This is a genomic window from Glutamicibacter sp. JL.03c, assembly GCF_025854375.1.
Classification (GTDB): Bacteria; Actinomycetota; Actinomycetes; order Actinomycetales; family Micrococcaceae; genus Glutamicibacter.
This window is the reverse complement of the sequence record NZ_CP107575.1, coordinates 693321-708540: the sequence shown is the minus strand read 5'-3', so window position 1 is coordinate 708540 and position 15220 is coordinate 693321. Positions and strand designations below refer to the sequence as shown.

At 59.5% G+C, this 15220-nt stretch carries 12 protein-coding genes; 8 read left to right on the top strand and 4 right to left on the bottom strand.

Annotation, left to right across the window (positions count from 1 at the left end):
• Positions 1-176: 176 nt before the first annotated feature.
• Positions 177-791, top strand: a complete 615-nt coding sequence (locus OF385_RS03305) for a hypothetical protein (protein ID WP_264276970.1) — start codon at positions 177-179, stop codon at positions 789-791.
• 241 nt (positions 792-1032) lie between these two features.
• On the opposite strand, the gene OF385_RS03300 is transcribed toward OF385_RS03305, so the two are convergent.
• The gene (locus tag OF385_RS03300) at positions 1033-1266 is read right to left on the bottom strand and encodes a hypothetical protein (RefSeq protein WP_264276969.1); all 234 of its coding nucleotides are present in this window, start codon (positions 1264-1266) and stop codon (positions 1033-1035) included.
• A 54-nt stretch (positions 1267-1320) separates the two neighbouring features.
• Here OF385_RS03300 and OF385_RS03295 point away from each other — a divergent pair, with 54 nt between their 5' ends.
• Positions 1321-2319 carry a 2-hydroxyacid dehydrogenase gene (locus OF385_RS03295; RefSeq protein ID WP_413468077.1) on the top strand — a complete coding sequence of 333 codons (999 nt, stop codon included), beginning with the start codon at positions 1321-1323 and terminating at the stop codon, positions 2317-2319.
• A 40-nt stretch (positions 2320-2359) separates the two neighbouring features.
• Positions 2360-3892, top strand: coding sequence for a deoxyguanosinetriphosphate triphosphohydrolase family protein (locus OF385_RS03290; protein WP_264276967.1), 1533 nt, complete (start codon positions 2360-2362; stop codon positions 3890-3892).
• Between the two features lie 32 nt (positions 3893-3924).
• On the opposite strand, the gene OF385_RS03285 is transcribed toward OF385_RS03290, so the two are convergent.
• Positions 3925-4956 carry an RNase H family protein gene (locus OF385_RS03285; protein WP_264276966.1) on the bottom strand — a complete coding sequence of 344 codons (1032 nt, stop codon included), beginning with the start codon at positions 4954-4956 and terminating at the stop codon, positions 3925-3927.
• 251 nt (positions 4957-5207) lie between these two features.
• Here OF385_RS03285 and OF385_RS03280 point away from each other — a divergent pair, with 251 nt between their 5' ends.
• The gene (locus OF385_RS03280) at positions 5208-6170 is read left to right on the top strand and encodes a hypothetical protein (RefSeq protein WP_264276965.1); all 963 of its coding nucleotides are present in this window, start codon (positions 5208-5210) and stop codon (positions 6168-6170) included.
• 85 nt (positions 6171-6255) lie between these two features.
• On the opposite strand, the gene OF385_RS03275 is transcribed toward OF385_RS03280, so the two are convergent.
• The gene (locus OF385_RS03275; RefSeq protein ID WP_264276964.1) at positions 6256-8478 is read right to left on the bottom strand and encodes an NADP-dependent isocitrate dehydrogenase; all 2223 of its coding nucleotides are present in this window, start codon (positions 8476-8478) and stop codon (positions 6256-6258) included.
• Between the two features lie 219 nt (positions 8479-8697).
• The gene (locus tag OF385_RS03270; RefSeq protein ID WP_264276963.1) at positions 8698-9297 is read right to left on the bottom strand and encodes a TetR/AcrR family transcriptional regulator; all 600 of its coding nucleotides are present in this window, start codon (positions 9295-9297) and stop codon (positions 8698-8700) included.
• A gap of 146 nt (positions 9298-9443) precedes the next feature.
• Here OF385_RS03270 and OF385_RS03265 point away from each other — a divergent pair, with 146 nt between their 5' ends.
• The 4 genes from OF385_RS03265 to OF385_RS03250 all read left to right on the top strand — a co-directional run bounded on the left by OF385_RS03265 (position 9444) and on the right by OF385_RS03250 (position 15219).
• Positions 9444-10910 carry a DHA2 family efflux MFS transporter permease subunit gene (locus tag OF385_RS03265; RefSeq protein ID WP_264276962.1) on the top strand — a complete coding sequence of 489 codons (1467 nt, stop codon included), beginning with the start codon at positions 9444-9446 and terminating at the stop codon, positions 10908-10910.
• A gap of 159 nt (positions 10911-11069) precedes the next feature.
• Positions 11070-12755 (top strand): formate--tetrahydrofolate ligase, encoded by a 1686-nt coding sequence (locus tag OF385_RS03260; RefSeq protein ID WP_264276961.1) that lies wholly within the window; start codon positions 11070-11072, stop codon positions 12753-12755.
• A gap of 110 nt (positions 12756-12865) precedes the next feature.
• Positions 12866-13624, top strand: coding sequence for a LamB/YcsF family protein (locus OF385_RS03255; protein ID WP_264276960.1), 759 nt, complete (start codon positions 12866-12868; stop codon positions 13622-13624).
• Positions 13621-15219 (top strand): carboxyltransferase domain-containing protein, encoded by a 1599-nt coding sequence (locus tag OF385_RS03250; RefSeq protein ID WP_264276959.1) that lies wholly within the window; start codon positions 13621-13623, stop codon positions 15217-15219. Before OF385_RS03255 ends, OF385_RS03250 begins: the two co-directional genes overlap by 4 nt.
• Position 15220: the final 1 nt, after the last annotated feature.

Genomic DNA, 15220 nt, shown 5'->3' with positions numbered 1-15220 from the left:
AAAAGTCGTTATCTGGAGTACCTGAACGGTTGACGACGAGAAAACCAGCAACGGATTGCGATTGTGCGTAGCAAAAAGGCACCACCGCGCCGACATCGTTCATAGCTGTCAACGCACTCTGGCTTGAAGTTCCCATATGGAGCTCAATAGTCGGAGAACGATGCCATGATGATCCTATGAAAAATGATCAGGTTGATTCAGAGGATTATTACTGGACAATCGAGTTGAGCACTGAGGCACCTTCAGGTTATGAAGTCGGGGCTAGAGGACACACCGCTCACCTCGTCTTGTTCCATGAAACCCGAGGACGCATAAAGTCAATGGGGCATGCTCAATTATTAGTGGTTCCCTATGGGCATTCCGCAGCTTCTTTTCTCAATTGCGCAGATGAAGTCTCGGTTGAAACTCTAGCGGCTGCGAACTTCGCTGCCTCAATAGTTGAAATGACCAACGGTGTAGGTATGGTCTACATTCCCTCTGTAACCCTTGATGACAGTATCCGTGGGCAAAAGCTTGGACTGTACCTTGTTATCAATGCGGTCCGAGCTCTTACTGATCTTGCTCCAGAGGCCGTCGCCGTACTGGATCCTTCTCCGTTCTACGCGAATCGGCTGGACACAGTCACACGCCGGAAGGCTGTCGAAAAACTCTCTTCGTTCTGGGCTGAGGCAGGATTCGAATTTAACGAGTTCGATGTAGATTCTAAATTCATGTTTGTCCTGGCTGAACGGTTGACAGCCCCTGATCTCTTCCCACCGGTACCGCTCAGCATTATTGATGCCCTTAGGTAATCACCATACCTATGCCAATACGGTTCTCTAAGAAGCCTGACTATTCCATTCCTTGGTTCTCGATGATATTGCCCTGGGACCAATCTAGGGGAAGCGACGTTCGCTGCCCCAGCCACAAGGCTACTGCAGATCCCGTTGGCCACAACGTCGTAATTAAGTGACTTCTTGTCAGAGATTTGCCAGCCTTCCACTTGCATCTGAAGTAGCCGCCGCCTCGGAGACGGTAGAGCTCGGCGGTCTTCTACGAATCGATTGCAGGAATTTCTTCTTCGCTGCTGTTTTGCAGTACGGCGGACGCCTCCCGCGTCCTGTTCAACGCCTCGGTGATCACACCACCGCTGACCAGTACCGCGCCGGCGAGCGCCAACAGCGCGCCGACCAGCGGGTCGAAGAATAGCGCGGCGAGACCAAGGACAAACACCGTACAGCCAAGGGCCATTAGCGCGGTGGTTCCGACTATCCCTTTGTGAGTCATGGGTTCAGCCTAATAGTTATTTGATCTGCAATCTGGAATAACTGATGCTGAGCAATGGGCCAGTCACCAGATTTTTCATCGCTACCAGTCAACGGACACAATAGTCATAGCACCCGAAAGGACATTCGTTTTATGGCATTACGTGTATTGCTCCCCTGGCAGGATCTCGTCGACCAACTGCAGCTTCCGGGAATCGAACCAATCCTCTGGCACATCGACAATGACACCCAAGATGCGCCTGATGCCGACGTGCTGGTTACCGAACGTCCGAGCAACCCTCAACTACGTTCAAGAGTCTCACGAATCAAGGGGCTGAAGCATGTCCACCTGCTCTCCATCGGATACGAGTGGGTTCTGGAACACCTTCCTGAACAAGTGTCATTGACCAATTCCAAGGGCGCCGTGGAAGACGCCACTGCAGAACACTGCCTCGCCCTGGTCCTGGCATCCCTGCGCCAGCTGCCGCAGGTCGGACGGCAGCAGCGCGAACGGCAGTGGACCAGGACGTGGACCAGCTCGTTGCATGGGTCCAAGGTGTTGCTTCTCGGTGCTGGTGGAGTCGGCAGCGAAATCCGCTCGCGGTTGCTGCCCTTCAAACCTGCTGAGCTATCATCGTTTGCCCGCACGGAACGAGTCCATGAGCAGGGCTACCCCATTTATTCTCTCGAGCGGCTCCGGGCTTTTCTTCCAACTGCCGATGTGGTGATTGTTGCCCTGCCGCATACCCGGGAAACCGAGCAGCTTATCGATGCCGAATTCCTCTCGGCAATGAAGGACGGAGCGCTGCTGGTCAATGTGGGGCGCGGGCCCATCGTCGACACCGAAGCCCTGTTGCCCGAGCTGCAATCCGGCAGGCTGCATGCGGCTTTGGATGTCACCGATCCTGAGCCGTTGCCGGCAGACCACGCACTATGGAGCGCACCGAATTGCATCATCACCCCGCACATGGCCGGAGACACTGGACAGTTCATCTCGTTGGTCTCCGAGCTGGCAGTCAACCAGGTCATCGCCTTGGCACACGGTGAAGAACTCGACAACCAAATCATCAATTGACGCGGCGCTGGGCCGTTGATCCCCTAGGCTGGTTTCTACCATGGAATACAGGGCAAAGACACACCAAAGCGGCGGGCGAGAACGCGCCATTGCCGAGCCGAGCCTGAACGATGAGGACGAATTCCGCATCGATATCGAGCGCATCCGCTTCTCCCCCTATTTCTCCCGCTTGTCCTCGGTCACCCAGGTGATCCCGCAGGCAGGCTCCGGCACCCTGGTGCACAACCGGCTGACCCACTCGCTGAAGGTCTCGGCGGTAGCCCGCTCCATCGCCATCCGGCTGCGTAACGCCGATGAATCAACTAGGCGACTTGTCGATTACTTAGGTGGCTGCGATCCGGTGGTCGTGCAGGCCGCCGCGGCGGCCCACGACCTAGGACACCCGCCTTTCGGCCATCTCGGCGAGCTGGAGCTGGACCGCGTGGCCCGGGGAACGCTGAACCTGCCCGACGGATTCGAGGGCAACGCCCAGACCTTCCGGATCCTCACCGCGCTGGACAGCTGTGATGCCACCGCCCGCGGCATGAACCTCACCCGCGCGGTGCGCGCCGCCGTCCTGAAATACCCATGGACCCGCAATGAATGGCGCGCTCTGGCCCCACTGGCCCCGGAGATGCTGCCCCGCGGCGTGGGGACCGACCCGGCGGCAGGGGCATTGAAGTATTCGGCCTACGATGTCGATGCCCACGAGATGGCCGATGTGCTCTCGGTGTTCCCCAACATCGGCCAGCACCAGCAGACCCTCGAGAGCTCGGTCATGGACATCGCCGATGACATTGCCTATGCGGTGCACGACTTGGACGACTTCTACCGCGCCGGGGTGCTCCAGTACACCAGCGTTTCGGCGGAATTGCGCGCCTGGCTGGAGCATTCCCAGGCTCTGGCACAGCTGAAGCAAGCCGACATCGATGCCCGACGCCCTGGGCACGCCTTGGAACAGACCTGGCGGCGGGCACTGGCCAAGGATCCATGGATCGCCGATGCGCAGGCATTCCGGGAGTCCGTGGAACGGATGGGCCATGACCTGGTCGACGGGCTGCTGGCAGTCCCCTACGACGGCGGACTGGAAGCGGATCGCGCGGTCACCGCATTCACCCGCCGGTGGATCGAGCGGCTCCAGACCTCGGTGACCGTAGAGCAGACCCCCACCGTACGCAGTGGCCACGTCCGCTTGGGCGATGAGGCCTGGCATGATGTCATCGTGCTGAAATTCGTCCACGCGCGTTTCGTGCTAGAGCGCCCGGACTTGGCCGTGTACCAGCGCGGGCAGACCCGGATCATCCGCTCGCTGGCCGAAGGGTTCCACAACTGGCTCAATGATCCCGATGATGCCGGACGCGCCCCGCGCCGGTTGCTCGATTCGGTCGAAGCCGCCACCGAGGAATACAGGAACCTGCGCGATCTGTCCCCTGAGCTGTTCCGCCAGGCCGGACCGGACGAGGTGCAGCGCCTGGGCCAGTCACGGGCCATCGTGGATTACATTGCTTCGTTCACCGATGCGCAGGCCGTATCGCTCAACGCCTTGCTGACCGGCACCGCCGACAACCTCTGGGAAGCAGGTCGCGGACTGTAGACATTTAGGATCTTGGCCCAAAGAACGACACATCAAACGGCCAGCGCGGGCTCCGCAAGCACTTCCTCAATGATCTTTTGCATCAGCGAATGAGTCTGGGCTGGATCAATCCCGGCATTGAAATGGCGTGCCATGAGCACCGCCAGCCGATCCGCGGCCTCGTTATAGCAATTTCCATTGTGCCCTCGCACCCAGACTGCCCGGGTGCTTCCTCGGCGTCGTGCCATGGCCACGTCGATCGCCACATGATGCGCCTGCCTGGAATACGGCCTCCCACGCACGATGTCGTTTATGGAGTTCACCAAGGCTCGGCTGTCGCTGAAAATGACAAGGTCGGAATCAACAGGAGTGTAATGCAAAGCTAATAATGCGCCAGTCGCCTCGGCCATTATCGGACTACGCGCGAAACTCTTCGGAGAAATCTGAGATGCCCAATGACCCTGCATGGTCACCATGGCGCCTGCCCCGCGGTCTCGCCCGTGATGCGGCAACGAACCATCCGTATAGGCAACGACAGATGCGAGCGAACGATAGGCCTCGACGCGTGGCGCCAATGCATTCTGGTTGGCCTTCATGGCTTCTTCTAGATTGATTCCGAAAAGCCACGTCGGGTTCACGCAAAATACGGGATTGCTCGACAATTCAGCCAGCCCTAAACCATCTCGATTTGAAGCCAGAAGATCTATGGACGCCGGACTGGAGATTCGACTCGTACCAGCGAATTGGGCGATTGAATCAAGAATAGCTGGCCCCAAGTCACCGCTTCTGCATGCCCCGGAGAGCGTAATCACGGGACGGTGTTTGGCGTCGCACAGAGTTACCGCGAAGTCGAAATGCAGGCCCCGTTCGCTGCGTTGGGCCAAATGCCCATCGAGCACCACAGCGGCCGAAAAAGGCACGTAGGCATGCTTCGCTCCCGAGGGATCACGGGTATAGGGCACGCGATCGACAACAGCGAGGATGCGGGCCGGATGCGCCTGTCGTTCTGCCGCGGCAAACCTCCGCACGCCATCAGGCTCGAGAACAATGGAGATTTGAGACCCCGGGAAATGGGCAGACATCATTCCTCCTTGCATTACCGAAAGACTTGAGCACGATAATACTGACAACATCCCATAAATTGGTTTCCCGCGCGTTAAATAATGCATTGCTTAATCAAATAGTTACTTTCTTCGGATGGTCCGCTCAGCATAAATCCGCTTCGGATATCCAGTATCTCGTATTCACGAATATATCTGCAGCTCAAATTGTCCATTGTTCGTGAGAATATGTACCTTGAAAACCGGCATCACGGCAAGGAGTTCCAACCAGAATTATGGAATCACTACTACCCATCAGAATAATTGAGGCCGTTCGGCTTCTGCATCGTCTCGGATATGCGGGTGTAAGGATCTTGCCCGGCATCAACGCGTCGGGCTCGGCATGGCGAATTGTCATTTTCAACGTCAATGAATGGGACAAATCCGAACCCTATGGCGGGCCATATATGGCCAAAGAGTCCTGCCTCTATTCAACTGCCGACCGAAACATCTTCAACAACCACTTTCAGTTCCCCGAAGACGTCAGTCACGTGAGTGTTGCTGAAGCAATACTTGAAGGCATGCCGTCGCTGCAACGAACCGCCTTGAGCCAAACAGGAAACGGGGAATACGTTCACTGGTACGCGCAGCTGGCTTCCCAGGTAAACACCCTTGCTGATCTGCCAGTAGCCTACGCGGACTACTTTGACGATACAGATGGTTGGGAAATTGGTTGGGGAAGCAAGAGAAGAATCAGCCATCCGCCTGCTTACACTCCTACGAGCGTTGAACAGGCAGAATTCCCGAAACGGGACGAACACTACGTGCTCATGTTGTGCGCCCAATATCTCGGATCGCAGTACGAACAACAGAAGACGTTCCCGTGGCTCCTCGGCGACCCAACCAAGAAGTCAGGCAAGCAGTCAAAGCTGCCGGTAGATGGTTATTGGGAAGAACACCAGCTGATCGTCGAATACCACGAAAAGCAGCATTCGGAACCTGTTCCTTTTTTCGACTCAAAGATCACGGCTACAGGAATATTCCGTGGAGAGCAAAGGAAAATCTACGATGCCAGAAAGGCCCAAGAAGTTCCCAAGCACGGTATCAATCTGGTCATCATCGACTATCGAGATTTCAAGCATCGCAAAGGAAAAATCGTAAGGAACCCTGAACAAGACCAGCTTGTAGTTTCCGCATTCCTGGAACGAGCATCTAGAAATTCGCAGCCGGGCGTCACCGCCACGTTCGCGCAGTCTTGACATCTACTTTGGGCAACAATTCCAGAATCTAAAGCACTGGCCCCAATCCTCAAATGGATTGGGGCCAGTGGCTTAGCTGTAAGGACTACTTGGTCAGCAGTTCCAGAGCCTTGTTCAGGGTTGCGCTTGGGCGCATTACTGCGGTGGTCTTGGCTTCGTCTGGACGGTAGTAGCCAGCGATATCCACGGCCTGGCCCTGGACCTCGGCGAGCTCGGAAACAATGGTTTCCTCGTTCTCGCCCAGTGCCTTGGCCACTGCGGAGAAGGCCTCGGCCAGCTGAGCATCCTTATCCTGCTTGGCCAATTCCTCTGCCCAGAACTTGGCCAGGTAGAAGTGGCTGCCACGGTTATCCAGTTCGCCCACCTTGCGCTTAGGCGACTTGTCTTCCAGCAGGAAGGTGCCGGTGGCGGCATCCAGGGTGTCAGCCAGGACCTGGGCGCGGGCGTTGTCGTTGTTCACAGCCAGGTGCTCGAAGGAAGCACCCAGGGCCATGAACTCGCCCAGCGAATCCCAGCGCAGGTGGTTTTCGTTCACCAGCTGCTGCACGTGCTTCGGAGCCGAGCCGCCGGCACCGGTCTCGAACAGGCCGCCGCCAGCCAGCAGTGGAACAATCGAGAGCATCTTGGCCGAGGTGCCCAGTTCCAGGATCGGGAACAGGTCGGTCAGGTAGTCGCGCAGCACGTTGCCGGTCACCGAGATGGTGTCCTCGCCCTTGCGGATGCGGTCGATGGAGTACTGGGTCGCCTCGACCGGGGACAGGATCTCGATGGTCAGGCCATCGGTGTCGTGTTCCTTCAGGTATTCGTTGACCTTGGTGATCAGCACGGCGTCGTGGGCGCGCTTCTCGTCCAGCCAGAACACGGCAGGGGTCTGGGAGGCACGAGAGCGGTTCACTGCCAGCTTGACCCAGTCGCGGATGGCAACGTCCTTGGTCTGGCAGGCACGCCAGATGTCACCGGCGAAGACCTGGTGCTCGATGAGCACGGTGTCGTTCTCGTCGACGATCTGCACGTGGCCGTTGGCAGCCAGTTCGAAGGTCTTGTCGTGGGAACCGTATTCCTCGGCCTTCTGGGCCATCAGGCCGACGTTTGGCACGGTGCCCATGGTGGTCGGGTCGTAGGCTCCGTTGGCACGGCAGTCATCGATGACCACCTGGTAGATGCCTGCGTAGGAGGAATCCGGCAGGACGGCCAGGGTGTCTGCGGTATCGCCCTTGGCATCCCACATCTTGCCGCCCAGGCGGATCATTGCCGGCATGGAAGCATCAACGATGACATCCGATGGGACGTGCAGGTTGGTGATGCCCTTGTCGGAATCGACCATGGCCACTGCCGGGCCTTCTTCCAGGCCCTTGGCGATCAGCTTCTCGACGCCGGCGCGAACCTCGTCGGAGAGTTCGTCCAGGCCGCCGAGGATGGCTGCCAGGCCGTTGTTCGGGTTCAGGCCAGCTGCTGCCAGCTCGTCGCCGTAGGTCTCGAACAGCTCGGAGAAGTAGGCCTTGACCACGTGGCCGAAGATGATCGGGTCGGAGACCTTCATCATGGTGGCCTTCAGGTGGGCCGAGAACAGCACGCCCTCTTCCTTGGCGCGGGCTACGGCGTTCTTCAGGAACCCCGAGAGGGCAGCGGCATGCATGACGGTGCCGTCGATGACTTCGTCCTTGAGCACGTCGAATGGCTTCTTCAGGACCTTGACTTCGCCATCTTCGCCAACGAAGCGGATAGAGATCTTCTTGTCTGCATCGATGACCACGGACTTCTCGTTCGAAGCGAAGTCGTCAACGCCCATGGTGGCGACGTTGGTCTTCGAATCGGCTGCCCACTCGCCCATGGAGTGCGGGTACTTGCGAGCGTAGTTCTTAACGCTCAGCGGCGCGCGGCGGTCGGAGTTGCCTTCGCGCAGGACCGGGTTCACGGCGGAGCCCTTGATCTTGTCGTAGCGTGCGCGGACGTCGGTCTCTTCATCCGAAGATGGGTTGTCCGGGTAGTCAGGCAGTGCATAGCCGGCAGCCTGCAGCTCGGCGATGGCGGCCTTGAGCTGCGGGATGGATGCCGAGATGTTTGGCAGCTTGATGATGTTCGCTTCTGGGGTCTTGGCCAGATCGCCAAGTTCGGCCAGGGCATCGGAAATGCGCTGCTCTTCGGTGACATAGTCCGGGAAGGTAGCGATGATGCGGCCTGCGAGCGAGATGTCGCGGGTCTCGAGCTCCACGCCTGCGGTCGACGCGAAGGCCTCCACGATTGGCAGGAACGAGTGGGTCGCCAGCATTGGCGCTTCGTCGGTGTGGGTGTAGATAATCTTGGCCATAGGTGTGGCGTCTCCCTGAACGTCGTGCGGAAGCGGGGTTAACCGCCCTGAACTCAACGTTCCAAATCTACCCGATTTTGCTCTGCACCACACTTCCACGGCATGCGAATAGTTCTTGGGAACCCCAATTTTTCCCCGAAATGCCGGGATGAATAGCGTGGGAGCAGTTTGTCACATTTAAGTTAATCTGCCATAACTCAATCTCGTTTTACATGCTGCTCAGGGTCCCGGGGTGCCGATAGAGGAAATCTGCACCATCTCATGAACCGCCTGCTCGAAGTATTCCGAAGGCGCAGCAGCACTGCCAGCCCTTTCGGCCTGGGTGAAGCACTTCCAGGCAACACGCCAGGTTGACGCGACCATCTCGGCGATCAATGACGCCTGAATCTGCGAAACGACCCCACGCTCAGCCAGCGACCGGCCCAGCTCTACGACGAGCTCCTGTTCCCTGCTAGTGGCGATCAACAGGAGCTTGGGATCAGAGAACATCAGCCTGGTCACCCGGCGGTACTCATGCTGCTCAACCTCTGCATGCAAATGCTCCCTGCACCCCTGCAATAGAACCTGGAATACCTCCGAGGGCGCAGCGCCCTGGGGAAATTCGAGACCTGTCAGGGCCGCGGCCAGCTCACCCTGACCAGGAACAATGGCCGATTCCTTGGAATCGAAATAACGGAAGAACGTTCGATCAGAAATGCCAACGCGCTGCGCAATGCGCGCCACGGTGGTGGACTCCAGCCCGAGCTCTTCAACAAGATCCAAAGCAGCCGCTTGAATCTTGCGCGAGGTCTCTGCCTTGCGCTGATCCCGTATCCCCATGCAGTCCTCCATAGCTGTAGCTTCTAGCGATCGTCTCATAAGCGGGAAGGAAAGTAGTTTCCTGTCACACTCTGACAGTTTCTCTTACGAAATTGTGTCACTCTATGCCACTATTTGACAGTCGAGAACTCCAAGAAAGAGGAAAAGTGACGTCAGAACCCACAAAAACAGAGGTCCATGCTTCACCACCACCTGCGCCTCAAGCGGCGCTCAGCACCAAGCAGCTCACCGGAATCATTGCGGCGCTAGCCTTGGCAGCCTTCATGATGATCCTGAACGAAACAGTGCTGACCGTGGCACTGCCGGGAATCATGGCCGATATGAGCATCACCGCGGCGACCGGCCAGTGGCTCACCACCGGCTTCTTGCTGACCATGTCGGTCGTCATCCCAACCACCGGATTTTTGCTGCAGCGCTTCAACCACCGTTCGCTCTTCATGTTCGCCATCATCAGCTTCCTGGTGGGCACGGTCATCGCGGTGATTGCGCCGAGCTTCGTCTTCCTGCTCCTGGCTCGCATCATTCAGGCTCTGGGAACCGCCATCATCCTTCCACTGCTCATGACCACGACGCTCACGCTGGTGCCAGTCCACAAGCGCGGCACCATCATGGGCTTGAACTCCATCGTCATTGGCGTGGGACCGGCCATCGGCCCCACCGTTTCAGGTGCCGTAGTGCATGCCTTGGGATGGCACTACATCTTTGCGATGATGCTCCCTATCGCGGCGGTGGTCCTGGTGCTGGGCATCATTTTCTTCAAGGTCCCATCCAGCGCGCGCAGTATCCGTGTGGATGCCGCGTCGGTTGCACTCTCGGCGCTGGCTTTCGGCTTCCTGGTGTACGGCATTTCCAGCATCGAGCACGCCTCGACCAACCCGGCATTGACCATTATCAGCTTTGCCATTGGCCTGGTATCGCTGGCGATTTTCATCAAGCGCCAGTTGTCGCTGACCGGCCAAGGCCGCGAGCTGCTCAACCTCTCCGCGTTCAGCGCACGTGGATTCACCTTCTCGATCATCATGATCATGATCGCTTTTGGAACCATGCTGGGGTCGTTGATGATCGTTCCGCTCTTGCTGGAATCGGGCAAGGGCATTGATTCATTGAAGATCGGCATGATGCTGCTTCCTGGCGGAGTGGCCCAGGCGATCGTCTCGCCAATTTTCGGGCGCGTCTACGACAAGCACGGCCCTCGCCCGGTCCTGATCCCCGGCGCCATCATGCTCGCCGCGGGCCAGTGGCTGTATACGACGATCAGCGCCGAGACCGAATTGTGGATGTTCATGATTACCCACATCGTCTTCTCCATCGGCTTGGCCTTGCTGATGACCGGGTTGATGTCCTCAGCCATGGCTACGCTGGAACCACGGCTCTTCGGCCACGGTTCAGCCATTTTCAACACCGGACAGCAACTAGCCGGCGCTATCGGCACCACCATCTTCGTCACGGTGATGTCTGTTGTCTCGACGTCGAGAATCGGAGCTGGCTCCGGAACCGCGGAAGCCCTGTTCTCGGGTGCTCACGTTGCGTTCCTGATTGGAGCTGTGCTGACCACGATCGGGATCTTCTTCGCCTGGTCAATCAAGGGTTCGGCACCGGCACAGCGTCGATAGGAGTCCTTGGTCTTGGGGCATCATGTCGTGCGAGGCGCGGGCCATGTTGCCCGGGTAGCGCAGTCCCTGATGGTAGCTTGAAGGCACATCGAGGAATACCGCATGCCTTGGTCTTCCTCAGCACCCCGGATTCTCCGGAGCCAGCAGAGAGGACGCAGCATGGCAACGTCGCCAGAAGCCGACATGAGCGATCTAGCGATCGCCTCGCGAACAGTGCTCAAGCCCATTTCGGAAATTGCGGCGGCCGCGGGGATCCCCGAGAGCGCGGTGGAACCCTACGGCCGCTACAAGGCCAAGGTTGATCCTTCGCGGCTGCCGGGAAATGGCGCACGCCGCGGGCAGGTGGTTCTGGTCAGCGGGATGTCCCCGACTCCTGCAGGAGAAGGGAAAACCACCATGGTGGTAGGCCTGGCCGATGCCTTGGCCGCCACCGGGGCGAAGACAATGATCGCCCTGCGCGAGCCCTCCGTTGGCCCCAGCTTCGGCATGAAGGGCGGGGCCACGGGCGGAGGCCAGTCGCAAGTACTGCCCATGGACGAAATCAACCTGCATTTCACCGGGGACTTCCACGCCATCACCAGCGCCAATAACTTGCTCATGGCGCTGGTGGACAATCACCTGCATCACGGAAATCTGCTGGGCATCGACCCGCAACGCATTACCTTCAAGCGCGTCCTGGACATGAATGACCGCGCCTTGCGCACGGTGGTGATCGGCCTGGGCGGATCCACCGACGGGGTTCCCCGCGAAACCGGATTCGAGATCACCGCCGCCTCGGAAGTCATGGCGGTCTTCTGCCTGGCCACCGGGCCTGAGGATTTGCGTGACCGGCTCGGACGCATGACCATCGGTTACTCCTACTCGAAAGAGCCGGTGACAGTCGATGATCTGGGAGCTGCAGGGGCATTGGCCTTATTGCTCAAGGATGCCATCAAGCCAAATCTCGTCCAGAGCATTGCAGGAACCCCCGCGTTGATCCATGGCGGGCCGTTTGCCAACATTGCCCACGGCTGCAATTCCGCCATTGCCACCAACACCGCTCGATCGCTGGCTGACATCGTGGTGACCGAAGCAGGCTTTGGCACCGACCTCGGGGCCGAAAAGTTCATGGACATCAAGGCCCGCTATGCCGACTGCGCCCCGGCCGCCGTGGTCATCACCGCGACGATTCGTGCGCTGAAAATGCACGGTGGAGTATCCAAGGAAGAGCTGGGAGCAGAGAACGTCGATGCCGTGCACGCCGGATTGCCAAACCTCGCCCGCCATGCCGCGATCATCAAGAAATTCGGCATCCCGCCGGTCATCGGCATCAATCAATTCGCCAAGGATACCCAGGCCGAGCTCAAAGTTGTCACCGACTGGGCTGCCGAGAATGGCATCGCGTGCGCGGTAGCGGATGTCTGGGGCCAAGGCGGTGCAGGGGCCGGGGCGCTGGCCGAGGCAGTGCTGCGGGCCATCGAGTCGCCTGCCGATTTTGACTACCTGTACTCGTTTGATCAAACAGTTGAAGAGAAGATCCTGGCCCTCGCGCGAGAGATCTACGGAGGCGAGGGCGTTGAGTATTCGGTCAAGGCCCACCGCATGCTGGAGCAGATCCACGCCAATGGCTGGGACCGCCTGCCGGTCTGCATTGCGAAAACGCAGTATTCCTTCTCTGATGATCCCCAGCTGCTGGGCGCTCCGAGTGGATTCAGGCTGCAGATCCGCGAACTGATTCCCAAAACAGGAGCTGGCTTCATTGTTGCCATTACCGGAGCGCTGACCACGATGCCGGGCCTGCCAAAAGTCCCGGCTGCTTTGCGCATGGATGTCGACGCGGAAGGGAAAGCCGTAGGCCTGTCCTAGGCAAAGCCGCGCAAGTCTTGGAATCTTTCGAAACCTTTCCCAGATTGTTGAACAATTATCGAAAGTAGGGCATTCTTTTACCAAGACATGTTCACGAGACGGGGGTCACAATGCCATACATCGACTTGAATTCGGACGTCGGAGAGTCCTTCGGCAACTGGAAAATGGGCGATGACGCCGCCATCTTCGCCTCGGTCTCCTCGGCAAATATCGCTTGCGGTTTCCACGCAGGCGACCCGAGCACCATCGCACAAACCTGCCGCGATGCCGTCAGCGCGAACGTCACCATCGGCGCGCATGTTGGCTACCGGGATCTGGCCGGCTTCGGCCGTCGATTCCTGGATTGCTCGGCTACCGAGCTGGCTGACGATGTCCTGTACCAGCTCGGCGCACTGCAGGCGCTCGCTCGCAACGCCGGCGGTGAAATCAAGTACGTCAAGCCCCATGGCGCCCTCTACAACACCATCGTGCACCACGAAGTCCACGCCCAAGCCGTCATCGATGCCATCAAGGCCTTCGGCACGGACCTTCCGGTCTTGCTTTTGCCTGGCTCGCTCGCCCTGCGCAAGGCCGAGGCCGCCGGGCTGCGCCCAGTTGCCGAAGCTTTTGCCGACCGCAACTACAACCCCGACGGCACGCTGGTATCGCGCCGCGAAGCCAATGCGGTGCTGCACGATGCCGAGGCGGTCACCGCCAACATGATCCGGCTGGCCACCGAAGGCACCATCGTCGCCGTCGATGGCAGCACCATCACCATGCCCGCCGAGAGCATCTGCCTTCATGGTGACACCGCGGGTGCTGTTGCCATGGCTCGCGCCGTACGCAACGGATTGGAAAGTGCCGGAGTGCAGATCCGGAGCTTCGTGTGAGCATCCGCGCCATCCACCGGGCAGGATCCCATGACCTGCTCGTCGACCTCGATTCGCTCGACGCGGTCCTGGCGCTGAACGCGACGCTGGAAGCCGCTCCCCTGCCCGGCCAGCGCGATCTGCTCGCCGCCGCGCAGACGGTGCTGCTGAAGTTCGATTCGGGACAGAACGCCGAACGCGCCATGGCAGCGCTGCCGGAACTTGAAGTGGCTTCGGCCATCCACGCCGCGGGCAAGCTCGTGGAAGTCCCCGTCCACTACGACGGCGAAGATCTTGCAGCGGTCGCCGAACTGGCTGGCATGAGCATCGAAGCGGTCATCAGCGTCCATGCCACCCAGAAATGGCGCGCCGTCTTCGGAGGCTTCGCCCCAGGCTTCGCCTATCTTCTCGGCGAAAACCAGAAACTGAACGTCCCGCGCAGGGACAGCCCCCGGACCAAGGTGCCCGCCGGGGCGGTAGCCCTTGCCGGCGAATACTCCGCCGTGTATCCCCGCCAATCCCCCGGCGGCTGGCAGCTGATTGGGCATACCGACCTGCAAATGTGGGACCTGCATCGCGAAAATCCTGCATTGATCCAGCCACAAGATACTGTGCAGTTCATCCCGGCTACTGAGAGGTTGTCGGTAAGCCAGGCGCCCGCTGCACGAGACGAAGAGCCAGAGCAGGCACACAGCGGCGGGCTGAAGATCATCGATGCCGGCCTGCAATCCCTGCTCCAGGATGCCGGACGCATCGGCTACGGGAATCTGGGAGTCGGCGTGGCTGGTGCAGCGGACCCCGCCGCTTATTCCCAGGCCAACCGCCTTGTCGGCAACCCGGCCGGACACGCGGTGATCGAGAATCTCGGCAGCCGCATCACGGTGGAAGCGTGCGAAGACCAGGTTCTGGCGCATACCGGAGCACAGGCGCAGCTGTGGATCACCCCGGCCCCGGATGACCAGCACCGCACCGAACGGCAGGTGGCCAGCAACGCGCCTTTTGCGTTGCTCCACGGCGAGCGCCTGAGCATGGAGCCCGTCGGCCAAGGACTGCGCAGCTATCTTGCGGTGCGTGGCGAGATCACGCTCAGCCCGGTGCTCGGTTCATTGTCTACCGATACGCTCTCGGGCCTCGGACCGGATCCACTGGTTCCCGGATCCGTCATTCCGGTCAAGCAGCCGAGCATCGGGCATATTGTCGGCAATCCCCAGCCGAGCACGCTGCCGGTTCCAGATGAACAGGGCATCTACCGGCTCAGGATCATGGCAGGGCCCCGCACCGAGTGGTTTGGCCCCCAAGGCTTGCGGCAACTGGCCGATCAGCTCTGGGACGTCACCAGCGAGTCCAATCGCGTGGGCATCCGCCTGTCTACCGGGGAGCAGCGGCTGGAGCGCATCCTCTCCGGCGAATTATCCAGCGAGGGGGTGGCCAGGGGCTCCCTGCAGGTACCACCCTCCGGCCTTCCGGTGCTGTTCCTCGCTGATCATCCGGTCACCGGCGGCTACCCGGTGATCGCCACGGTCATCGCCGAAGACCTCAGTGCCGCCGCCCAGCTTCCCCCGGGAAGCAAGATTCGATTTGTCCTCCAGTCCCCCGCCGTTCAGCCGGCCACGTAAG